Origin of the sequence: uncultured Halomonas sp. (assembly GCF_947501415.1) — a bacterium.
GTDB lineage: Bacteria > Pseudomonadota > Gammaproteobacteria > Pseudomonadales > Halomonadaceae > Halomonas.
Window position 1 is genome coordinate 25,357 of sequence record NZ_CANMVL010000033.1, and the last position, 22,945, is coordinate 48,301.

19 protein-coding genes are annotated in these 22,945 nt (G+C 64.6%); 14 read left to right on the plus strand and 5 right to left on the minus strand.

All coding sequences use genetic code 11. From position 1 onward, the window contains the following. Window positions 1-4 precede the first annotated feature (4 nt). Both Q0894_RS15165 and Q0894_RS15170 read right to left on the minus strand, forming a co-directional pair. Window positions 5-943 (minus strand): ion transporter, encoded by a 939-nt coding sequence (locus Q0894_RS15165; protein ID WP_299236892.1) that lies wholly within the window; start codon window positions 941-943, stop codon window positions 5-7. A 22-nt stretch (window positions 944-965) separates the two neighbouring features. Beyond that, window positions 966-1,832, minus strand: coding sequence for a CYTH domain-containing protein (locus Q0894_RS15170; RefSeq protein ID WP_299236894.1), 867 nt, complete (start codon window positions 1,830-1,832; stop codon window positions 966-968). 114 nt (window positions 1,833-1,946) lie between these two features. Here Q0894_RS15170 and Q0894_RS15175 point away from each other — a divergent pair, with 114 nt between their 5' ends. The 6 genes from Q0894_RS15175 (at window position 1,947) to glrR (ending at window position 9,831) form a co-directional block, all read left to right on the plus strand. Continuing rightward, complete coding sequence (locus tag Q0894_RS15175) at window positions 1,947-2,627, plus strand: TIGR00153 family protein (RefSeq protein ID WP_299236896.1); 681 nt, start codon at window positions 1,947-1,949, stop codon at window positions 2,625-2,627. A gap of 74 nt (window positions 2,628-2,701) precedes the next feature. Next, window positions 2,702-3,967 carry an inorganic phosphate transporter gene (locus tag Q0894_RS15180; protein WP_299236898.1) on the plus strand — a complete coding sequence of 422 codons (1,266 nt, stop codon included), beginning with the start codon at window positions 2,702-2,704 and terminating at the stop codon, window positions 3,965-3,967. Window positions 3,968-4,116: 149 nt separating this feature from the next. Beyond that, entirely contained in the window at window positions 4,117-5,430 is a 1,314-nt protein-coding gene (gene argA / locus Q0894_RS15185) for an amino-acid N-acetyltransferase (RefSeq protein ID WP_299236900.1), read from the plus strand. A gap of 910 nt (window positions 5,431-6,340) precedes the next feature. Then, window positions 6,341-7,828 carry a HAMP domain-containing sensor histidine kinase gene (locus tag Q0894_RS15190; RefSeq protein ID WP_299236902.1) on the plus strand — a complete coding sequence of 496 codons (1,488 nt, stop codon included), beginning with the start codon at window positions 6,341-6,343 and terminating at the stop codon, window positions 7,826-7,828. A 4-nt stretch (window positions 7,829-7,832) separates the two neighbouring features. Beyond that, on the plus strand, window positions 7,833-8,402 hold the full coding sequence (locus Q0894_RS15195) for a hypothetical protein (RefSeq protein ID WP_299236903.1): 570 nt from the start codon (window positions 7,833-7,835) through the stop codon (window positions 8,400-8,402). Between the two features lie 58 nt (window positions 8,403-8,460). Then, the gene (gene glrR / locus Q0894_RS15200) at window positions 8,461-9,831 is read left to right on the plus strand and encodes a two-component system response regulator GlrR (RefSeq protein WP_299237019.1); all 1,371 of its coding nucleotides are present in this window, start codon (window positions 8,461-8,463) and stop codon (window positions 9,829-9,831) included. Between the two features lie 63 nt (window positions 9,832-9,894). Here glrR and Q0894_RS15205 read toward each other — a convergent pair whose 3' ends face one another. Then, a complete protein-coding gene (locus Q0894_RS15205; RefSeq protein ID WP_299236905.1) occupies window positions 9,895-10,551 on the minus strand; it encodes a peroxiredoxin in 657 nt (218 codons plus the stop codon). Between the two features lie 144 nt (window positions 10,552-10,695). Beyond that, window positions 10,696-12,066, minus strand: coding sequence for an exodeoxyribonuclease VII large subunit (gene xseA, locus Q0894_RS15210; protein ID WP_299236907.1), 1,371 nt, complete (start codon window positions 12,064-12,066; stop codon window positions 10,696-10,698). A 136-nt stretch (window positions 12,067-12,202) separates the two neighbouring features. Between xseA and guaB the strand changes: the two genes are divergently transcribed. From guaB to Q0894_RS15235, 5 genes are all read left to right on the plus strand, one after another. Then, window positions 12,203-13,672 carry an IMP dehydrogenase gene (gene guaB / locus Q0894_RS15215; protein ID WP_299236909.1) on the plus strand — a complete coding sequence of 490 codons (1,470 nt, stop codon included), beginning with the start codon at window positions 12,203-12,205 and terminating at the stop codon, window positions 13,670-13,672. A gap of 177 nt (window positions 13,673-13,849) precedes the next feature. Further along, window positions 13,850-15,427: a glutamine-hydrolyzing GMP synthase gene (gene guaA, locus Q0894_RS15220; RefSeq protein ID WP_299236911.1), complete on the plus strand. Its 1,578-nt coding sequence runs from the start codon at window positions 13,850-13,852 to the stop codon at window positions 15,425-15,427. A 107-nt stretch (window positions 15,428-15,534) separates the two neighbouring features. Further along, window positions 15,535-16,398, plus strand: coding sequence for a putative RNA methyltransferase (locus Q0894_RS15225; protein ID WP_299236913.1), 864 nt, complete (start codon window positions 15,535-15,537; stop codon window positions 16,396-16,398). Between the two features lie 199 nt (window positions 16,399-16,597). Continuing rightward, window positions 16,598-17,872 (plus strand): dicarboxylate/amino acid:cation symporter, encoded by a 1,275-nt coding sequence (locus tag Q0894_RS15230; RefSeq protein WP_299236915.1) that lies wholly within the window; start codon window positions 16,598-16,600, stop codon window positions 17,870-17,872. A 160-nt stretch (window positions 17,873-18,032) separates the two neighbouring features. Beyond that, window positions 18,033-19,493 (plus strand): catalase, encoded by a 1,461-nt coding sequence (locus tag Q0894_RS15235; protein WP_299236917.1) that lies wholly within the window; start codon window positions 18,033-18,035, stop codon window positions 19,491-19,493. Between the two features lie 217 nt (window positions 19,494-19,710). On the opposite strand, the gene Q0894_RS15240 is transcribed toward Q0894_RS15235, so the two are convergent. Then, the gene (locus Q0894_RS15240) at window positions 19,711-19,914 is read right to left on the minus strand and encodes a cold-shock protein (RefSeq protein WP_027960243.1); all 204 of its coding nucleotides are present in this window, start codon (window positions 19,912-19,914) and stop codon (window positions 19,711-19,713) included. A 359-nt stretch (window positions 19,915-20,273) separates the two neighbouring features. Between Q0894_RS15240 and Q0894_RS15245 the strand changes: the two genes are divergently transcribed. Genes Q0894_RS15245 through rluB form a run of 3 tightly spaced genes read left to right on the plus strand, consistent with a single transcriptional unit; the run spans window position 20,274 to window position 22,899 of the window. Next, entirely contained in the window at window positions 20,274-21,185 is a 912-nt protein-coding gene (locus Q0894_RS15245) for a ScpA family protein (RefSeq protein WP_299236919.1), read from the plus strand. Beyond that, complete coding sequence (scpB, locus tag Q0894_RS15250) at window positions 21,182-22,051, plus strand: SMC-Scp complex subunit ScpB (protein WP_299236921.1); 870 nt, start codon at window positions 21,182-21,184, stop codon at window positions 22,049-22,051. Before Q0894_RS15245 ends, scpB begins: the two co-directional genes overlap by 4 nt. Further along, window positions 22,048-22,899, plus strand: coding sequence for a 23S rRNA pseudouridine(2605) synthase RluB (gene rluB, locus Q0894_RS15255; RefSeq protein ID WP_161423835.1), 852 nt, complete (start codon window positions 22,048-22,050; stop codon window positions 22,897-22,899). Before scpB ends, rluB begins: the two co-directional genes overlap by 4 nt. Window positions 22,900-22,945 lie beyond the last annotated feature (46 nt).

Consider the following 22,945-nt stretch of genomic DNA (forward strand, 5'->3'; position numbering starts at 1 on the left):
CGGCTTAGCCCGACGGCGGCGCCTTGTCGGCGTCGTCGTCATCCTCCTTGCCGCCATGCTCCTCCCACCAGGCCTCCTGCTCCTCCTCGGAGAGCTGCGGGTCGGGGGTGTCCTCGTCGAGCCAGGTGCCGCACAGCAGGCAGTACTTGGCGCGCTGCTCGTGGCGGTCATGGCCGCACCCTGGGCATGCCTCGTCGGAGTAGCGGTCGGCGCGGATCGAGCGGATCACCTCGGCGGAGAAGACCCCGGTGGGCACGGCGATGATCGAGTAGCCGATCAGCATCACCATCACCGAAATCGCCTGGCCCAACGGGGTTACCGGGACGATATCGCCGAAGCCCACCGTGGTCAGGGTGACGATGGCCCAGTAGATCGCCGTGGGGATGCTGGTGAAGCCGGCCGAGGCGGGCTCGATCAGGTACACGATTGAGGCGAATATCGAGACCAGCATGAAGACGGTGAACAGGAACAGGAAGATCTGGTGGCTGCTGCGCTTGAGCGCCTCGATCAGCAGGCGTCCTTCGCCGACGAACTCCATCAGTCGCAGCACTCGGAAGATGCGCAGGGTGCGCAGCAGTCGCACCATCACCAGGGTCTGGGCTCCGGGCACGATTAGCGCCAGCCAGGTGGGCAGGATGGCGATCAGGTCGACCATCCCGTAGAAGCTCCTTAGGTACTGCACAGGGCGCTCAAGGCAGTAGAGGCGTACCGCCAGCTCGAGCGTAAAGGCGATGGTGAACCCCCACTCCAGCCATAAGAACAGGGTGGCGTAGTCGCTGCGCAGGCTCTCGATACTCTCCAGCATCACCACGAGCACGCTGGTGAGTATCGCCACGATCAGGGCGATATCGAAGGCCTTGGCAGGGCGTGTGTCGGACTCGAAGATGATCTGGAAGACGCGTTTGCGCAGGCCTTCGTCGGCGGGGCTGGGTAGCTGGTTCACGGGCGGTTTCCTTGTGGTGAATTCAGGCCAGGGGGAGCTGCCCCGACAGACGGTGTGCCAGCCACAACAGCTGTCGGCCGTTATGGGGCGTCAGCCAGGCATCGCTCGCGAGGGCCTTCCCAAGGGAGTCCGCCGCCTCTCTCGTCGTCGGGTCGCCCAGGGGCGCGAGTCGGCGCAGGGCATCGGCCGCCGCTTCCCGCCAGTCACCATGGCCGCTGTCGGCGTGGGCATCCAGCGCCACCACGGCGCGGTGTAGCCAGCAGGCCGGCGAGCCGCCCGGGGGGAGTCGCCACTCGCCCGACAGCAGGGCCCCGCCCCGGGCCGCCTTGCTGGTATCCGAGGGGCGCATCGCCACACGCTCGGCCAGCGTCTCGGCCAGTGACCATAGCGCTGCCGGCTCGCCCTCCACGAGCTCCAGTTCCAGTTCGCGGATCTCGACATGACGACCCGCCGCGGAAATGTCGCCCTCATCCAGGGCCAGCTCAATACGGGCCACGCGATGCTCGAGGTGCCAGGTTTCGCGGCGGAAGTCCGTGGTAAAGCGTGCCTCCAGTCGCCTCAGCACATCCTCGCCCAGCTCGGCCGGTGGCAGCCCCTCGAGGCCGGCCAGGTCGAGCCCCGGCCCCGGGACCTGCCACTCCCACTCGCCGCGTCGCGACAGGCCGCCGCTGCCCTCGCCGCGGGTCTTTACCGTCTGCAGCAAACGACCGTCGACCCGGCGCAGGCGCAGCGCCATGCGCGCCGCTTCCAGCTCCCCCCCGGCAGTATCGAAGTAGGTGTTGCCGAGGCGGGTGGCGCTCGGGGAGGACTCGTTCAGCAGGGGGTGGCGACGCAGGGCGTCGGGGCCTTCGGGGCCCAGGGCGAGTTTCAGTTCGATCTCTTGACTCATTGCGTCGACAGCCTCGATCAGGTGGGGATTCTCAACTCGGATGAATAGTTCATGACGATGGCGGCAGGGGTCACTATACTGTCGCCGCCATTTTCAAGGTTTCGAGATGCCCCCATGGTGACACCCAATCCCTTCTCCGCGATGTTCGGTCGTTCGCCATTCGAGCCGTTGCTGACCCATATCGTCAAGACGAGCGAATGCGCCGACCAGTTGCTGCCGTTCTTCGAGGCGACCCTCATTGGCGACTGGGAGTCGGCCGCGTTCCATCGTGAATCGGTGACTCGCCTCGAACACGAGGCCGATGAGCTCAAGACCGAGCTGCGCCTCAACCTTCCCAACACGATGTTCCTCCCGGTATCGCGCTCGGATCTGCTCGACCTGATCAGCGTACAGGACAAGATCGCCAACAAGGTCCGCGATATTACCGGGATCATGCTCGGCAGGCGCATGCAGGTGCCCGAGGAGCTGGCCCAGCCGATGCGTGACTACATGCAGACGGCCGTGGCCTGTGTGGCCCAGGCGCGCCACGCCCTGGAGGAGCTCAGGGATCTGCTCGACTCCGGCTTTGGTCGTAATGCCAGCGATGTGATGCAGAAGCTGATCCGTGAACTGGACCGCCTGGAGCATCAGGCCGATGCCCAGCAGGTCGCCATCCGCCGCCAGCTGTTCGGCCTCGAGGACCGCCTGCCGCCGGTCGAGGTGATGTTTCTCTACACGATCATCGACTGGGTAGGCCAGCTCTCCGACCGTGCCGAGCGCGTGGGAAGCCGCCTGCAGATCATGACCGCCAATTGAGTGTTAGGGCCCGGGCAGTGCCCGGGCCGCTATAACTACGCCATCAAACGACCGCAACGAGGGGACGTATCCTCATGTCGATCATTGCGCAGCACGGCGAGATCTTCATCATCCTGGCCTGCCTGTTTGGCTTCTTCATGGCCTGGGGGGTGGGGGCCAACGATGTCGCCAACGCCATGGGCACGTCGGTGGGCTCTCGCGCCATCACCATCAAGCAGGCGATCCTGATCGCCGTCATCTTCGAGTTTCTCGGCGCCTGGCTAGCCGGCGGCGAAGTAACCAACACCATCCGCAAGGGGATCATCGACCCCGAACTTCTCCAGGAGGACCCGCAGCTGCTGGTCTATGGCATGCTGGCCGCGCTGCTGGCGGCCGCCACCTGGCTGTTGATTGCCTCCATGAAGGGCTGGCCGGTCTCAACGACTCACTCTGTCGTCGGGGCCATCGTTGGTTTCTCCGTGGCTGGTCTGGGCGCCGCGGCGGTGGACTGGGCCAGTGTCGGCAAGATCGCCGCCAGCTGGATCGTCTCGCCGCTGCTTGCCGGCACCATCGCCTTCACCCTGTTCAAATCGGTACAGCACCTCATCTTCGAGGCCCGTGACCCCTTTGAGGCCGCCAAGCGTTACGTACCGATGTACGTCTTCCTGGTGGGATTTGCGGTCACCATGGTGACCCTGACCAAGGGGCTCAAGCATGTCGGTCTTGATCTCGGCTTTGGCAGCAGCCTGCTGCTGTCGATGCTCGCTGGCCTGCTACTTGCCGTCTTGGGGGCCTTTATGGAGCGGCGAGTGCAGGCCAGTAAAAGCAAGGCCGATCACTTTGGCTTCAGTGGGGTCGAGCGGGTATTTGGCGTGCTGATGATCTTTACGGCCTGTGCCATGGCCTTCGCCCACGGCTCCAACGATGTGGCCAACGCGGTGGGTCCCCTGGCGGCGGTGATCGGTGTGGTCAGGAGTGGCGGCGAGATTGAGGGGGCCGCCCTGGTGCCCTGGTGGGTGCTGGTGCTCGGTGGCGGCGGCATCGTCGTCGGCCTGGTCACCTATGGCCACAAGGTGATTGCCACCGTCGGTACCGGCATCACCGAGCTTACGCCCAGCCGTGGGTTCGCGGCGACCCTGGCCGCCGCGGTCACCGTGGTGTTGGCGTCGGGCACCGGCCTGCCGATCTCCACGACCCACACTCTGGTGGGGGCGGTGCTGGGCGTGGGTCTGGCCCGCGGCATGGCGGCCCTCAACCTGCGCGTGATCGGCACCATCGCCATGTCGTGGCTGATCACCCTGCCTGCCGGTGCGGGGCTGGCCATCCTGTTCTTCTTCATGTTCAAGGGCATGTTCGGCTAACTCATACGAGTGGCCGGGGGCCACGAGCCCCAGGCCATCGTCTGCACTGAGCCCCGGGCGGCGGTACCACGTTGGTGGTGCCGCCGTTTCCGTTGCTCTGCTATAGTCGTGGACCCTCCTTTCGATCACCCGCAGCCGGAGAGCGGCTCTTGGATAAACGCTTCCCCTTCGTCGACTGGTTTCGCAACTCCTCGCCCTATATCAATGCTCATCGCGGACGAACCTTCGTCATTCTGATCGAAGGCGAGGCGATGGCGCGGGGGCATGGCGAGCAGTTGATCCAGGATCTAACGCTACTGCATACCCTGGGGGTACGGCTGGTCGTGGTGTTCGGCATTCGGCCTCAGGTACGCCAGGCACTGGATGCGGCAGGGGTCACGCCGGGGCAGCATCAGGGGCGCTGGGTTGCCGATGGAGAGGTGATGGCCTGCATCGAGCGAGTGGCCGCCGAGCAGCTGCTATGGCTGGAGGCGCGCTTCTCGTTGGGCCTTCCCAATACGCCGATGCATGGTGTGGAACTCTCTGCGATCTCCGGCAATCTGGTAATGGCCAAGCCGCTCGGTGTGCGGGAGGGAGTCGACTTCGATCATAGCGGTGAGGTGCGCCGGGTGCGTACCCAGGCCATCGAGGGGCTGCTGGAGCAGGGCGCTCTGGTGGTGCTGCCACCACTGGGCTTCTCCAGCACCGGAGAAGTCTTCGACCTCGACGCCTCGGATGTGGCCCAGCATGCCGCCATGGCGCTGTCGGCCGACAAGCTGATCCTGCTCGGCGAGGCCAGTGGCCTCTGCGATGCCAGTGGCCAGCTGCAGCGTCAGCTGACGCCCGCCGAAGCCGGGCCGCTGCTGAATCAGGCGCCCCCCGGCAGCGAGCTTGCACGTCATCTGGAGGCCGCCTGTCAGGCCGCTCGCCACGGGGTGGCGCGTACGCACCTGCTCTCGTGGCACGACCATGACGCCCTGCTTGGCGAGCTCTTCACCCGCGACGGGGTCGGCACCATGATCACCCGGCATCGTTACGAGCAGCTGCGCTCGGCGGAGCTGGCGGATATCGGTGGCCTGCTGGAGCTGCTCGAACCGCTGGAGCAGCGCAGCATGCTGGTCCCTCGCTCCCGGGAACGGCTGGAGCACGAGATCGACGATTATCTGGTGATCGAGCGCGACGGCATGATCATTGGCTGTGCTGCCCTGCATCGGTTCGATGATGCCGAGATGGGCGAGCTCGCCTGCGTGGCGGTTCACGATGACTATCGTGGCGGTGCTCGCGGCGAGCTGCTGCTGGCCGAGCTCGAGCGGCGTGCCAGGCGGCAGGGCCTGACGGCGCTGTTTGCCCTCAGCACCCACACCACCCACTGGTTCTTCGAGCACGGCTTTCGTCTGGCCGATCTCGAGGCGCTGCCACCGCTGCGCCGGGACACCTACAATCACGCCCGCAAGTCCAAGGTGCTGGTCAAGTCTCTCGGCTGAGCATGCCGGCGTGTTATCGCAACGATCTCGCCTGCCATTCGCCAATGATATGGCAAGCCATGTCCTGTCGCCGTGAGGTGTCACCGCCTGTGCGGTCGTCGCGGTTTGGCGACTCTCTAAGCTATTGATGGGTATGACTGTTTAGAGATTCTCTCCGCTTGTGTCTTTTTCTTGCGACATAATCCAGGTCGCAAGCCTCCCCGTCGCCCGGGTTGGAACACATCTTGAGCATACGAGGTTGTGTAAGTAGTTGAATTTAAACTATTTATTTAATTCTGGCACGAGGTTCGCAATATGTGAGATGAGCGACGGGAGTGGTTCATTACGGCTCGAACCATTTCGATCGCGGCGGGGGCGGAACGACACTGCCCTGTGCCTCGCCTCCAAAGCGATCAGCGTCTGCTCCTAGCGATGTGTGACTTAGGTTGCGATGAGACGGGTACCGACATGCTCAGGGATGCGTACCCAAGGGCAAGGATGCCCCGGCATGGATGCCTCTCTCCCCCCTTGCGGGGGATGGAATTGCGCAGTGGCGCCATGGCACGAATGGTTTCGACAAGGCCAGGCGGCACTGCCAGAAACGAAGCGGGATGGTCGGTCTTCGATGACCTGCCGTCCGCATGAGGAGGGCCAGCCCCTGGTGGCAGATGGCTCGCTCATGGCTTCGAGGGCCTTCCCCGGCCCGTTTGGAAGGGTGGACGTTGGTTGGACCAGGCCGCCATCGGTGATCCTTCCAGACCCTTCAGTTCCCTGCGTATTGGGCCGGCTCTGCCGGCCTTTTTTTTTATCACTCGCATGCCGCGATCGTGAGGGCACGGCGCCCAGGCAAACTCTGGTATCCTGAAGGTTCGACATGATGGCAACCCCATCCGCCACCCCGCTCCCTGGTTATCTGCGAAGAACGCTGGACATGGCCACCCGAGTCGCCCGTCGCTGGCGCCCCCGCTCCCTGCTGCAGCTTGTGCTGATCGCCTTCGTGGTGGTGATGCTGCCGTTGGGCGTGCTGATGTTCCAGGCGGGCCAGGCTCTCTCCGAGCTTACCCGGCTGGCCGACGCCAGTGCTCGCCAGGCGGTGGAGGAGACGCGGCGCGCCCGGACCCTGGGGGTATTGGCCCTGGAGATGGAGCGTAGTGCACGGCAGTATGCCGTCCTGGAGCAGGAGAGCCTGCTGAAGATCTATGCCGCCCGGCTCGAGGAGTATCGTCAACTGCTGGGTCGGCAGCGGGAGCTGCTGCCGGAGGCTCCTGTCGTGGAGGCGCTGGAGGCGCTTCTCGTACGCTTGAGCGATCTGCCCGGCCTGGAGCTGGCGGCGTTCAAGGAGCGGCTCGACGCCTTCCCGGCACTCGCTGAACATACCGAAGCGCTGCGCCAGGCCACCAATCAGCGCATCGATACGCGTATCGATGCCATCCGTGAGGGCGCGCGAGGGGTGCAGAGGCAGCTGTGGTGGCAGACCGGGGCTCTGGTGTCGGCCAGCCTGGTGCTGATGCTGCTGTTCTCATGGCTGATCATTCGTCCGGTGCGCCAGCTGGAACGCCGTATCCTGGGGATCGGCAGTGGCTCCCGCGAGTCACCACCCCGCCCGGTACAAGGTCCCGCCGAGTTGATTCAGCTGGATGAGCGCCTCGACTGGCTCGCCTCGCGTCTCGATGAGCTGGAGGTCGATAAGCAGCGTTTCCTGCGCCATATGTCTCATGAGCTCAAGACCCCGCTGGCCAGCGTGCGTGAAGGGTCGGCGCTGCTGGGCGACGGGGTGGCCGGCAAGCTGAACCCGCAGCAGCAGGAGATTCTCGAGCTGATCGATGGCAGCGGCCGCGAGCTGCAGCGGCTGATTGAGCAGCTGCTCGACTACAACCTGCTGCAGCAGAACCGCCGGGTGAAGATCGAGCGGATCGACGTTGCCACCCTGCTGCACGAGGTGCTGGCCAAGCATCGTCTGGCGTTGGCCAACAAGGGAATGCGGGTCGAGGGCTTCGATGGCCCGGTGGTGTGGCCACTGGATCGTGCCGCGACTGGGCATATCCTCGATAATCTGGTCTCCAACGCCATCGCCTATGGTGAGGAGGGGGGTGTGCTGGAGATCCGTGCTCGGCAGCGCCGAGATCGCCTTGAGCTGGAGGTGGCCAACAGCGGCGAACCCATTGCCGAGGCGGATCGCCCACGGTTGTTCGAGCCCTTCTATCAGGGCGGCACGCGTCGCAAGGGGCCGCTCAAGGGGTCCGGCATCGGGCTCTCGGTAGCGGCGGACTGCGCCCGCCTGCAGCAGGGCGAACTGGCGCTGGTGACAGATCCACGCCTGGCGGTCTGCTTCCGCCTGACGCTGCCGCACACGGCCCTCTCGAGGGTGGACCCTACTGACATGCCTGCCGAGTTGGCAGACCCGCAAGCGAGGAACTGATGTGATGACACTGCGTCCCCTGTTGGCCTGTCTACTGGCCATCTGGCTGGTCGGTTGCGAGAGTCTGCCGCGGGGGCTGATGGAGCACTCCACCGAGCCGGCCAGCGTCGTGGAGTCTGTTGCCCACTGCCGGGCCGAACTGCCGAGCTTCACCGACGAGGCGTGCCTGCTGCGGGAGTGGGTCGACTTCGGGCTGGCGTCGCAGCGCGGTGATCGCGCCTGGCGTGATGCCATGCTCAAGCGCCTGGAAGGAGAGGAGGCGGAGCGGCGCCTGGCTCGCGCCGTGGCGCTCTCATGGGGGAGCCACCGGCAGTGGGTGCTTGCCTCGGAGCTTTACAAGGCCGACCTGAGCGCCGCGCCTGTGACCCTGCAGCCGCTGCTGCGCTACTGGCTCAATGAGCTGGAGCGTCGCCGCGCCATGCTCGGGCGACTGAATGCCGCGCGCTCCTCCCAGGTGGATAGCGAGGCCCGTATCACCGCCTTGGAGGAGGAGAAGGCCGCCCTGGCGGAGAAGCTCGAGGCGCTGACCGCCATCGAGCGAAGTATCAACCTGCGACAGCAGAACGAAGAATGATGGAGGCCTCGATGTGAAGACCCTGCCCCCCCTGCAAACGCGTGCTGACTCGACTCGGATGGCGGTCGCCGGGAGTGCCGGGCGTCGGCAGCCTGCCCATATCCTGCTGGTGGATGACGACGTCAGCCTGCTCAAGCTGCTGGGCATGCGACTGGAGAGTCGCGGCTACCGGCTGACCACCGCGGAGAGCGGCCGCGAGGCGCTCAGGTCGCTGGAGGTGGATCGTCCCGACCTGGTGATTACCGACCTGCGCATGGATGAGATGGATGGTCTGATGTTGTTCCGCGAGGTGCAGCGGGCGGCGCCGGGGCTGCCGGTCATCCTGCTTACCGCCCACGGCTCGATACCCGATGCGGTCGCGGCGACTCGCGAGGGCGTATTCAGTTTCCTGACCAAACCGGTGGATCGTGACGAACTGTTCGCTGCCATCGAGGATGCCCTGGCCCAGGCTCCGGGCGGGGTGACGGATGGCGATGAAGCCTGGCGTGCCGAGATCATCACCCATAGCCCCGAGATGGAGCGCCTGCTGGAGCAGGCGCGCATGGTCGCCGCCTCCGATGTCAGCGTGCTGGTCAGTGGCCCCTCCGGCTCGGGCAAGGAACTGATGGCCAGAGCCATTCATCGTGCCAGCCCGCGAGCCGAGAAGCCCTTCGTGGCGATCAACTGTGGCGCCCTTCCCGAACAGCTGCTGGAGAGTGAGCTGTTCGGGCACACCAAGGGAGCCTTTACCGGAGCGATCAGCGAACATCGTGGCCTGTTTCAGGCCGCCGACGGCGGAACCCTGTTTCTCGACGAGATCGGCGACATGCCGTTGCCGCTTCAGGTCAAGCTGCTGCGTGCCCTCCAGGAGCGTCACGTTCGTCCGCTGGGCTCTACCACTCAGGTGCCGGTGGACGTGCGAATCATCTCGGCAACCCATCGCGACCTAGATCGCGCCATGGGCGAGGGGGAGTTTCGCGAGGATCTCTACTACCGCCTCAATGTGGTCAACCTGCGTCTGCCATCGCTCAAGGAGCGCCCCGAGGATGTGCCATTGCTGGCCAAGCATCTGGTGGTCCAGGCCGCCGAGCGTCACAAGCCCTTCGTCAAGGGCTTCTCGCCGGAGGCCCTGAAGCTGCTGGCGGCCAGTGCCTGGCCGGGTAACGTGCGTCAGCTGGTCAATGTGGTCGAGCAGTGTGTGGCCTTGACCGGGACCGCGATCATCCCCGAGGCGCTGGTGGCCCAGGCGCTGGCGGCCGAAGAGAGTGTGTTGCCGACGTTCAACGATGCCCGGGCGGCCTTCGAGCGTCGTTACCTGATCAAGGTGTTGAAGCTCACCGCCGGCAACGTGACCCAGGCGGCGCGTATCGCCGGGCGCAATCGCACCGACTTCTACAAGCTGCTGGGGCGTCACGACCTGGAGCCGGCCCCCTTCAAGCCTGAGCGCTGAGGGCTCACGAAACGACTGTCCCCCGCCATGTGGCGGGGGACAGGGGATCACATTGTGCTCCGCTTACTGCTGGGGAAGCTTGGTGCGACGCAGGTAGGGGAAGACGGTCTCGAATTCGCCGAACTTGGCCTTGGCATCCTCGTCGGAGACCGTCGGGGGAATGATCACGTCTTCGCCCACGGTCCAGTCCGCCGGGGTGGCGACGCCCTTGCCGTTGGCGGTCTGCAGGGCATCCAGGGCACGCAGTACCTCGGCGAAGTTGCGACCGACGTTCATCGGGTAGGTCATGGAGAGCTTGAGCTGCTTGTCTGGACCGATGATGAACACCGAGCGGACCGTGGCGCTGTCGGCGGGAGTCCGGCCGTCGGGCAGGTAGGCCTCGGCGGGCAGCATGTCGAACAGCTTGGCGACCTTGAGGTCCTCGTCGGCGATGATCGGGAAGCCGACATCGCTGCTGGCATAGCTCTCGATGTCCTTGATCCAGCCCTTGTGCTCCTCCACGCCATCCACCGAGATGCCGATCACCTTGGTATCGCGCTTCTTCCACTCATCGCTGAGCTTGGCCACGGCGCCGAACTCGGTGGTGCAGACCGGGGTGAAGTCCTTGGGGTGGGAGAACAGGATGGCCCACTTGCCGTCCAGCCACTCGTGGAAGCGGATGGCACCCTGGCTGGTGTCGGCCTCGAAGTCCGGTACGAGGTCATTGATGCGCAGAGACATGTGTGACTCCTTGATACATGGTGATGGAATCCCGCCCTTGGCGGGAGTGTCGCAAGAACAGTCGACGAAACGGCATCTGGCCCCGAACGTCAAGACGACTTGCGACTAAGCTTAGATAGCGCAGGGGGTTGTGAGCTCCCTGCGCTATCGGTTCGACCGCTTGGCGGTCGGAATATCGGTGTCATGAGGAACTACCTCGAGCGTCAGGCGTCCCTCCCCCAGGCGGGCGGTCAGGTGGTCGCCGGGAGCGGCGTCGTCGGCTCGTCGTACCACGCGCGCCTGCTTGTCCTCGAGTATCGCATAGCCACGGCCCAACACCGCCAGGGGGCTGACGGCATGGAGCTCCCTGGCGACCGCTGTCAGACGCTCGCGATGACGCACCAGCGCCCGCGGCGCCGCGATGCTAAGACGCTGGCTCGTCGCCTCGAGGCGACGTTCGGCCAGCGCCAGTTGGCGGCCGGGCGGGTGTGCCGTCAGGCGGCGCTTCAGCTGGGCCTGGTGTCGGTTGGCCTCGGTCAGGCGTGCCTGGAGGGCTCGTGTCAGTCGTCCGGCCAGTTGCGCCAGCGCCTGGCGGCGGTGCTCCAGTTTCTCGCCAGGGTGACGCAGCCGCGCCCGCTGATGATCCAGTCGCTGACCCTCGGCATCGAGCCGAGACTGGATCGCGCGCACCAGGCGTGCCTGGAGCATCACCAGACGGTGGGCGAGATCATGGCGATCCGGCACCAGTCGCGCCGCTCCCGCGGAGGGGGTGGGGGCGCGTGCATCGGCGGCGAAGTCGGCAAGGGTCGCATCCACCTCGTGGCCCACCGCCGACATGACCGGCAGTCGTGAATGGAAAATCGCCCGAGCCAGGTGCTCGTCGTTGAAGGCCCACAGGTCCTCCAGGCTGCCGCCGCCCCGGGTGAGGAGGATGGCGTCGCGGTTCGGGTCGAGGTTCGCCTGGCGATTGAGCAATCCCAGCGCCGAGATCATTGCCGGCACCGCCTCGCGTCCCTGGACCGCCACCGGAATCAGTGTCACGTTCACCATGGGCCAGCGCGCGTCAAGTACTGCCAGTACATCACGAATCGCCGCACCGGTAGGTGAGGTGACGATCAGCAGGTGGCGTGGCGGACAGGCCAGGGGGCGGGCGTTGGCGAACACGCCTTCGCTGTCGAGGCGTGACTTGAGCCGTTCGTAGGCCGCCAGCAGCTCGCCCAGGCCCGCGGCCTGCACCGCTTCCGCGATCAGCTGATAGTCGCCTCTGGGTTCGAAGACCGACAGCCGCCCGCGTACCTTGACCCGGTCGCCGTCGCGCATCGGCGCCCCCACGAAGCGTGCACGGCTCCGAAACAGGGCGCCGCGCAGCTGGGCATGCTCATCCTTGAGGGTAAAGTAGACATGACCGGAGCTGGGGCGCGAGACCCCGGAGAGCTCGCCCTCGACCCAGATATCGCCGAAGCGCCCCTCCAACAGCTGCCGGGCGATGCGGTTGAGCTCGCTGACGGAAAGGGGCGGGGCATCGGGGTGGCTCATGGCGCTGGCTCCTCGGACAACAGAGGCTCAGGGTAGCATGGTGTCGTGTTGGTTCGTGACGTGACCCGCCTAGGCCCGTTATAATGGTCGATTAACTTACCTGCCTCCTCCCACCAGCTCACTGGGTGTTGCCGATATGCTACGTATGGCCCAAGAAGCTCTGACCTTCGATGATGTTCTCCTCGTGCCCGGCTACTCAGACGTTCTGCCCAAGGACGTTAGCCTGCGGACTCGACTGACCCGCGACCTCTACCTGAACATTCCGCTCCTCTCCGCCGCCATGGATACCGTGACCGAGGCGCGACTGGCCATCGCCATGGCCCAGGAGGGTGGCATCGGCATCATCCACAAGAACATGACCATCGCCCACCAGGCCGCCGAAGTGCGCAAGGTCAAGAAGCATGAGAGCGTGATCGTCAACGACCCGGTTACCGTGGGGCCCAAAGCCAAGCTGGCGGATCTGCTGGCCATGGCCGAGGAGCATGGCTTCTCGGGCTTTCCGGTGGTGGAGGGCGAGTCTCTGGTCGGCCTGGTCACCGAGCGCGACATGCGCTTCCAGCCCAACCATGGCGATAGCGTGGCGGACATCATGACGCCTCGCGAGCGTCTGGTCACCGTGCCGGAGGGCACCTCCCTGGACGTGATCAAGAGCAAGATGCAGGAGTACCGCATCGAGAAGATGCTGGTCGTGGATGATGCCTTCCGCCTGCGTGGTCTGGTCACCTTCCAGGATATCGAGAAGGCGCGCACCTTCCCCAACGCCGCCAAGGATGCGGATGGCCGTCTGCTGGTCGGTGCCGCGGTGGGGACCGGTCCCGAGACCGCCGATCGCGTGGCGGCACTCGCCGAGGCCGGTGTCGACGTGATCATCATCGATACCGCCCATGGCCACTCCAAGGGCGTGATCGATCGGGTGCGCTGGGCCAAGGAAAACTTCCCCCAGATCCAGGTCGTAGGCGGCAATATCGCCACGGCCGAAGCGGCGAAGGACCTGGCCGAGGCCGGCGCCGATGGCGTAAAGGTGGGCATCGGCCCCGGCTCCATCTGCACCACGCGCGTGGTGGCCGGCGTGGGGGTGCCTCAGATTACCGCCGTCTCCAGCGTGGCCGAGGCGCTCGAGCCCTACGATATCCCGCTGATCGCCGATGGCGGTGTACGCTTCTCCGGCGATCTGGCCAAGGCGGTCGCCGCCGGAGCCAGCGCGGTGATGGTGGGTGGTCTGCTGGCCGGCACCGAGGAGGCGCCCGGCGAGATCGAGCTTTACCAGGGCCGCACCTACAAGGCCTATCGTGGCATGGGGTCGATGGGTGCCATGGCCCAGAGTCAGGGCAGCGCCGACCGCTATTTCCAGGACAAGGATGCCGGTGCCGAGAAGCTGGTGCCCGAAGGCATCGAAGGTCGCGTGCCCTACAAGGGCATGATGGGGGCCATCGTCCATCAGTTGATGGGCGGGTTGCGCGCCTCCATGGGCTACACCGGCTGCCGCGACATCCAGGAGATGCGCACCAAGCCGCAGTTCGTGCAGATCACCGGGGCCGGCTTCAACGAGTCCCATGTGCACGATGTGCAAATTACCAAGGAAGCCCCCAACTACCGGGCTGGTTAAAAAGCGCCGCTGGAATGGCGCCATGCGTTGTTGAAAACGGCCTCGGCATGCTCATTGACAGACTCGTCAACTCCGCTGCCTCGGCCGTTTTCGCCTAGCCTGACGCTCATCCAGCAACGCTCGCAGGATTTTCTACGTATTTTCAGCCTTGGCCTAGATGCCCTAGCGGATGCTTTCATGACCGATATTCACGCCCACAAGATCCTGATCCTCGACTTCGGCTCCCAGTACACCCAGCTGATCGCCCGCCGCGTGCGCGAGATCGGCGTCTACTCCGAGGTTCGCGCCTTCGATATCAGCGAGGCCGAGATTCGCGAGTACGCCCCCAACGGCATCATCCTCGCCGGCGGCCCCGAGTCGGTCACCGAGCTGGATTCGCCCCGTGCCCCGCAGTGCGTGTTCGAGATGGGTCTGCCGGTGCTCGGCATCTGCTACGGCATGCAGACCATGGCCGAGCAGCTCGGTGGTGCCGTCGAGGGCTCCCATGTTCATGAGTTCGGCTATGCGCAGATTCGTCTCGACGCCGAAACGGCGCTGTTTCGCGATATCTCCGACCATATCGATGCCGAGACGGGCAAGAACCTGCTCGATGTCTGGATGAGTCATGGTGACAAGGTCTCCCGGGTGCCCGACGAGTTCACTGTGACCGCCTCGACGCCGAGCTGCCCGATCGCCGCCATGGCCTGGGAGGAGAAGCGTTTCTTCGGGGTGCAGTTCCACCCCGAGGTGACCCACACCCTGCAGGGGCAGCGCATCCTCGAGCACTTCGTGGTCGATATCTGTCAGTCCGAATGTAACTGGACGCCGGCCCGCATCATCGAGGATCAGATCGAGCGCGTGCGCGAGAAGGTGGGCGATCGTCATGTTCTGCTCGGCCTCTCCGGCGGCGTCGACTCCTCGGTGGTGGCCGCACTCCTGCACAAGGCCATCGGTGACCAGCTGACCTGCGTCTTCGTCGACAATGGCCTGCTGCGCAAGGCCGAGGGTGACCAGGTGATGGAGACCTTCGCTCGTCACATGGGCGTCAAGGTGATTCGCGTGGACGCCGAGGACCAGTTCCTCGACAAGCTGAAGGGCGAGGCCGACCCCGAGGCCAAGCGCAAGATCATCGGCAACACCTTTATCGATGTCTTCGACGCCGAGGCCGCCAAGATCGAGGGAGTCGACTTCCTGGCCCAGGGCACCATCTACCCGGATGTGATCGAGTCCGCCGCCGCCAAGACCGGCAAGGCGCACGTGATCAAGTCGCACCACAACGTGGGTGGCCTGCCCGAGACCATGAAGCTCAAGCTGGTCGAGCCGCTGCGCGAGCTGTTCAAGGATGAGGTGCGCAAGCTCGGTGTCGAGCTCGGTCTGCCCTACGACATGGTCTACCGTCACCCCTTCCCGGGGCCGGGCCTGGGCGTGCGCATCCTCGGCGAGGTGAGGAAGGAGTACGCCGATATCCTGCGCGAGGCCGATGCCATCTTTATCGAGGAGCTGCACAAGGCCGACTGGTATCACAAGACCAGCCAGGCCTTCGCGGTCTTCCTGCCGGTGAAGTCGGTCGGCGTGGTCGGCGACGCCCGCCGCTACGAATGGGTCATCGCCCTGCGCGCCGTGGAGACCATCGACTTCATGACCGCCCGCTGGGCGCACCTGCCTTACGAGTTGCTGGAGACCGTCTCCAATCGCATCATCAACGAGATCACCGGCGTTTCTCGTGTCACCTACGACGTCAGCAGCAAGCCGCCGGCCACCATCGAGTGGGAATGATGCTACCCGTTGCATGTTGCCGGTCGTCAGGGACCCGCCACTCGGCGGGTTTCTTTTTTTGACTCATCGCAGACTGGCGAGCCTTCGCCGATGATAGGGGGAAGAAGATGAGTACGACGAGATTCATGGCGTTGGCCTGCCCGCTGGACGGCAATGACCTGCACAAGAGTGGCAACACCTGGCGCTGTGCGGATGGGCACAGCTTCGATATCGCGCGTCAGGGTTACGTTCACCTGCTGCCGGTGCAGAACAAGCGCTCCCGGGACCCCGGCGACAGCAAGGCGATGGTGTCGGCGCGGCGGCGCTTTCTCGAGGCCGGCTACTATCGGCCCATCGCCGAGGCGATCGGTCGCGCCGTGCTGGACGAAGTGCCGGGCGGGGTGCCACTTCGCTGCCTGGACGCCGGTTGCGGCGAGGGTTATTACCTGCGCAAACTGGCCGATGCCGCATCCGAGATCGAGGAGGCGTCAGGCAAGGCACCGGCGCTTGCGCTACTGGGCGTAGATATCTCCAAGTGGGCGGTACTCGCCGCCGCCAAGCGCCTGGAGGTCGCCACCTGGGTGGTGGGTACCAACGCCCACCTGCCGGTCCAGACCGGCTGCGTTGACCGCGTGCTATGCCTGTTCGGCTTCCCCGTCTACGCCGAGTTCGCCCGCGTGCTGAAGCCGGGCGGCGAGCTACTGATGGTCGAGCCCGGGCCGGACCATCTGCGTGAGTTGCGCGAGATCATCTACCCGAGCCTCAAGCCGCCCCGAGAGGGCGGCGAGATCGTGCCCGAGGGGTTCGCCCGGAGGCCCGGCGAGACGCTGCGCTTCACCATCGAGCTCGAGAGTGCCGAGTCCATCGCCGATCTGCTGACGATGACGCCGCATCTGCATCGTGCCAGTGCCGAGGGGCGCGAGAAGGCCGCGGCCCTCACCTCGCTTGCACTCACCGTGGACGCACGACTGACGCGGCTGGTGCGAGAATGAGACGATCCACGTGCTCGTGTCCGGTTCTACCTTGCGCTACCTGACCGAACGCCTTGGGCGAGCCGAAGATGCAGCGCCATGACACCGACGATGTCAGTACGGGGTGAAGGGCGTTATAAGCTATTAACTTTCCAGTCTTTGCACGCCGGGGCCTGTATGTCTATGGTCCGCGGCGGTCTTTCATTTTGACGAGGTCCCTATGTCGACGCTCCTGACACCCCTGTGGCACGGCTATCGCGATGCCTCGCTGATCCTGCGCGTGAGCATCGCCCTGGTGCTGGGCGTGGTGGTCGGCCTGGTCGGTGGGCCCGTCGTGGCCGAATGGCTGGCCCCGCTGGGTGAGCTGCTGATGCGGCTGCTGAAGTTCATCATCCTGCCCATCGTCCTGTTCACCCTGATGTCGGGAGTCAATCAGGGCGCCGCCGGCAGCCTAGGGCGGATCGGCCGCAAGGTGTTTCTCTACTATCTGGTCACCTCGGCCCTGGCCATCGCCGTGGGGCTTGGCGTGGCGACCCTGCTGTCGCCGGGAGAGGGCATGTCGCTGCAGGGAGCCGGCTCCGTCTCGGTACCCGACAACCCCGGCATCCTCTCGGTGGTGCTCGGCATCGTGCCGAACAATATCGTTGCCGCCTTCGCCGAGCAGGATCTGCTGGGCATCATCTTCATCGCGCTGGTCTTTGGCCTGGCCGTGTCGAAGATGCGTCAGTCCGAATCCCAGGCGGAGCTGGGTGAGCGGCTCTACGGCCTGATCGAGGCGCTTAACACCGCCACGCTCAGGGTGATGGATGGCATTCTTCACGTTGTGCCGGTTGGGGTCTTCGCCATCGTGACCAATACCGTCGCCGATCAGGGGCTCGCGACCCTGCTGTCACTGGGGGATATGGTGGTGGTCCTCTATCTGGCGCTGGGAGCGCAGCTGCTGGTCTACCTCGGCCTGCTCAAGGGCTTCGGTGTGTCGGCTCGCGCCTTCTTCCGCGAGGCGCGTACGCCCATGGCCACCGCCTTCGCCACCCAGAGCAGCGCCGGCACCCTGCCGCTGACGTTGGGTGCCGCAAGCCGCCTGGGCCTGCCGCGTAGCCTCTATGGCTTCAGCCTGCCGCTCGGGGCGACGCTGAACATGGACGGAGCAGCGATTCGCATCGCCATCTCGGCGGTCTTTGCTGCCAACGTGATGGGTGTACCGCTTGACTGGGCAAGCATGCTGCAGATTGTGGTGGTAGGCACGCTGATCTCGGTGGGGACCGCCGGGGTGCCCGGTGCCGGTATCGTGATGATCGCGACGGTGTTCTCTCAGGTGGGCTTGCCTATCGAGGCCGTGGCGCTGCTGACGGCCATCGATGCCCTGGTGGGCATGGGCTGCACCGCGCTCAACGTGACCGGCGATCTCGTTGGTACAGCGGTCATCGACCGCAGTGAGCGTAGTCGATACACCTCGCAGACGTCCGGCACTTCCGAGCCCGTCCGGTATCGCTAGCCTCTGACCGAGCCAGGGACGGCGATAACCATGGCGGTGTCACGGTCTCGGTAGTGAGTTGGACAGCTTGAGGCTGGGTTGTTATACCTCCTAACAGGCGCTGGAAGCTGGTGGCGCCACTCGCGTCACCATGGGCGCGCATCCAAGAGGAGGGTTGACCGTGACGACTGATAACCGCAAGCCGACGACGACCGATGCCGGAATACCGGTCGCCAGCGACGAGCATTCGCTGTCCGTCGGCCCCGACGGCCCCATCGTGCTCCACGACCACTACCTGATCGAGCAGATGGCCAACTTCAACCGCGAGCGTATTCCCGAGCGCCAGCCCCACGCCAAGGGCAGCGGCGCCTTCGGGCATTTCGAGGTGACAGACGATGTCAGCGCCTATACGCGGGCCGCGGTATTTCAGCCGGGAACACGCACGGAGGTGCTGATTCGCTTCTCCACCGTCGCCGGCGAGCGCGGTAGCCCGGATACCTGGCGCGACCCGCGCGGGTTTTCCATCAAGTTCTATACCAGCGAAGGCAACTACGACATGGTGGGGAACAACACGCCGGTGTTCTTCCTCCGCGACCCGCTGAAGTTCCAGCACTTCATTCGCTCCCAGAAGCGCCGTGCGGATACCAATCTGCGTGACCACGATATGCAGTGGGACTTCTGGACGCTATCACCGGAAAGTGCCCACCAGGTCACCTGGCTGATGGGCGACAGGGGAATTCCCAGGACCTGGCGGCACATGAATGGCTATTCCAGCCACACCTACATGTGGGTGAACGCCCAGGGCGAGAAGTTCTGGGTCAAGTATCACTTCAAGACCGATCAGGGGGTCGAGTGCCTGACGCAGGAGGAGGCCGACCGGCTGGCGGGCGCGGATGGCGATTATCATACCCGCGATCTCTATCAGGCGATCGAGGCCGGTGAGTATCCGAGCTGGACGCTGTACATGCAGATCATGCCGTTCAAGGATGCCGAAACCTATCGTTTCAACCCCTTCGACCTGACGAAGGTCTGGCCCCATGCGGACTATCCGCTGGTCAAGGTCGGCAAGCTGACGCTCGACCGCAACCCCACGGATCATCACACCGAGATCGAGCAGGCGGCCTTCGAGCCCAATAACCTGGTGCCCGGCATCGGCATCAGTCCCGACAAGATGTTGCTGGGGCGGGTGTTTGCCTACGCGGATGCGCATCGCCACCGGTTGGGCGTCAACTACAAGCAGATTCCGGTCAATGCCCCCAAGGCACCGGTCCACAGCTACAGCAAGGATGGCGCCATGCGGGTGCAGAATGTGGCGGACCCGGTCTATGCCCCCAACTCCAAGGGAGGTCCGGCGGCCGACGGGGAGCGTTATCCCGAGGACTCCAGCTGGGAGGCAGGAGGGGAGATGGTTCGAGCTGCCTATACATTGCGCCAGGACGATGATGACTTCGGACAGGCCAATACCCTGGTCAATCAGGTCATGGACGAAGCCGCCCGTGATCGGCTGGTGGCCAATGCCGTGGGTCATCTCTCCGCCGGCGTTTCCGCTCCGGTACTTGAGCGAGCCTTCGACTACTGGAGAAAGGTCGATCCGGAGATCGGTGAGCGGATCGCCAAGGGAGTCCAGGCCAATATCGGCTGAGGGCTTGTCCTGAGTGCTTCAGAAGCCTGTCGGTGTGATGCCGGCGGGCTTTCTTTCACCTGGAGGGCGGGTCGAGACCGGCGAACAGGAGATCATCAGTCTGGAGAGGCTATATCGGCCTGGAAATACTTTGAAGCAGGCAACAACGAAACAGGGCCCGCCGAAGCGAGCCCTGTTTCACGAACCGTGAGGTTCGTGCGCGTTCATGATCCGGAGATCAGAGCGGCTTGATGTTAGAGGCCTGGAGGCCCTTCTTGCCCTGGGTCACGTCGAAGGAGACGCTCTGACCTTCCTGCAGGGACTTGAAGCCTTCAGCCTGAATCTCGGAGAAGTGAGCGAAGACGTCATCACCGCCGTCAGACGGAGAGATGAAGCCAAAACCCTTGGAGTCGTTGAACCACTTTACGGTACCAGTTGTCATAATAAATCCTTTCGCGCTTAGCGCCTTGCAAAGTTCCTGGTGTCACCCAGATGTATAGCGGGTAAAACAAGAATGATCTTACAGGCGGTCGAAAGAATTCGAATGCTGCTGAAACCATGCTGCTTGCCAACCAACTGGCGCTACGGTCTCATTGTTGTGGCTCTGGGTCAAAGACTTTCGTGATTTATTTTTGGTGGGCTCGTCGAAGAAGCCGGCCCAGCCGGTTCCGCAGTCGTTGAGAGGCGGCGCGGATGACGACATCACCGCGCGGGCCGTGGGCAGCCTCAAGGCGCTGTTTCCATGGGTGCGCTCTTGCTAGACTGCGCCGTTGATTCTGCGTCCCCGGAGAGGCACGCCGCGTGAGTGCTACCCCCGATTCCCCCAGCCTCGAACAGACCGCCGCCGGCCAGGCCGAGGTGCTGGGCAGGCTGTTCGATGAGCCGATTACCGAGCTGCCGGAGGACCTCTATATACCGCCGGAGGCGCTGCGGGTCTTTCTCGAAGCCTTCGAGGGGCCGCTCGACCTGTTGCTCTACCTGATTCGCCGACAGAACCTGGATATTCTGGCCATCGATGTGGCCGCCATCACCCGGCAGTACATCGAGTACGTCGAGCTGATGAAGGCCATGGAGATCGAGCTGGCGGGTGAATACCTGCTGATGGCGGCGATGCTTGCCGAGATCAAGTCGCGCACCCTGCTGCCACGTCCACCCAGAGAGGGGGGTGACGACGAGGAGGAGGACCCGCGCGCCGAGCTTATTCGCCGCCTGCAGGAGTATGAGCGGTTAAAGAGTGCCGCCGAGTCGCTGGCCGAACTGCCTCGGCTGGGGCGGGACTGGTTTCCGGCTCGTGCGGCACTGCCGCCGCTGGAGAGTCGGGTGATCCATCCCGATGTCGGGCTGGATCAGTTGCTGGGCGCCCTGGCCGGTATCCTGCGGCGTGCCGAGCTCAACCAGACTCACCAGATCAGCCGCGAGGTGCTGTCGACACGCGAGCGCATGCTGGCGATCATGGAACGGCTCGAGGGTGGTCGCTTCGTGCCCTTCGAGGCTCTGTTCGCGCTGGAGGAGGGGCGTGCTGGTGTCGTGGTGACCTTCATGGCGATTCTCGAGCTGGCCAAGGAGTCGATGATCGAGGTCGTGCAGAACGCACCGCTGTCACCTCTTCATGTCCGCGCCCGAGTCGCCCCAGTCGAGGGTATCGAGCAGGGTGATTCCGAAGATGGGGGAGAGAGTCCCTTCGAGGAGGAAGACGGGGAGGTTGGGCCATGATGGCCGAGGAAGTACCCGGTGTGCTGGATGAGATCCTCGAGGCGGCGCTGCTGGCCGCGGGAGAGCCATTGGCGGTGGAGCGCCTGGAGGCCCTGTTTGACGACCATGAACGGCCACCGCGGCGCGCCCTGCGTGAGGCGTTGGAGCGCCTGCGTGGCCGCCATGAACGGGGCGCCATAGAGCTGATCGAGACGGCCTCGGGTTATCAGTTGCGCATCCGCCCACGGCTCTCGCACTGGGTATCGCGACTCTGGGATGAGCGCCCCCAGCGCTATTCGAGGGCGCTGCTCGAGACCCTGGCGCTGATTGCCTACCGTCAGCCGGTTACCCGTGGCGATATCGAGGAGGTGCGCGGGGTCTCGGTGAGCGGCTCGATCATGCGCACCCTGCTCGAGCGTGGTTGGGTTCGCGTGGTGGGTCATCGTGACGTGCCAGGTCGCCCCGCGGTCTATGCAACCACACGCAGCTTTCTCGACGACTTCGGTCTCAAGACGCTCGATGAGCTACCCCCCATGCATGAGCTCAAGGCGTTCGAGGGGGCGGAGCAGATGGACGCTTTCGATGAAGAGGCGTCGCCGCCCGACCAGACCGATATTCTCGCCCAGGCGGATATGGTGCAAGATGAGGGTGCCGGTGAGGCGTCCGAGGGCGCTACACTATCCGAATCCGAGGCGTCGGCGGCGGCCGATGCCTCCAACGAGCCCGCCGAAGAGGGCGGTCTTGATCACGCCGAGAAGGCGTCCGAGCGGGCAGACCTGAGCTTCGCCGATCTCGAGGCGCGTCTGTCCGAACGTGCCCGCAGCCGCGTCGATGAGGACGCTGCTGCGGGGGCGGAATACACATCCAGTGAGAACGAAGATTCATGAGCAATACCAGCGAAAAACTGCAGAAGGTCCTGGCGCGAGCCGGGCTTGGCTCGCGCCGCGAGATGGAGGCTGCCATCGCCGCCGGTCGAGTCCAGGTCAATGGTCAGGTGGCTACCCTAGGCGATCGTATCGAGACCCGCGACAGGGTGCTCTTCGATAATCGGCCGGTAACTCTGCGTGCCGCCGAGGAGGTGCCGCGGCGTGTGATCATGTACAACAAGCCCGAGGGTGAGTTGTGTACTCGCAAGGATCCCGAGGGGCGTCGCACCGTGTTCGACCGGTTGCCTCGCCTCAAGGGCGAGCGCTGGATCGCCATCGGTCGCCTGGATATCAATACCAGCGGCCTGCTGCTGTTTACCACCGACGGTGAGCTCGCCAACCGCCTGATGCACCCCTCCACTCAGGTGGAGCGGGAGTATGCGGTTCGGGTGATGGGGGAGGTGACCCAGGAGCATGTGGTGGCCATGGTCGAGGGCGTGATGCTCGACGACGGCCCGGCGCGCTTTACTGACGTTCAGGAGTTCGGCGGCGAGGGTATCAACACCTGGTTTCACGTGGTGATCATGGAGGGGCGCAATCGCGAAGTGCGTCGGCTCTGGGAGTCGCAAGGCCTTACCGTCAGTCGGCTCAAGCGGGTGCGCTACGGCAATATCTTTCTCGACAAGCGCGCCAAGGCCGGTGAGTGGGTGGAGCTCTCTCAGGAAGAGGTCGATGACCTGGCTGAGCTGGCAAGCCTGCCGGCCCGCAAGGTGCCGGAGCTGACGCCGGACGAGAAGAATCGCTGGAGCCGCGACAAGCACAAGCGTAAGCCGGTACAGGCGATGCGCAAGCCGAGAGCGCGTCGCTGACCGCGGACTCGGCTAAAGGAAATCAAAAAAAGGCTTGCCAGGACGC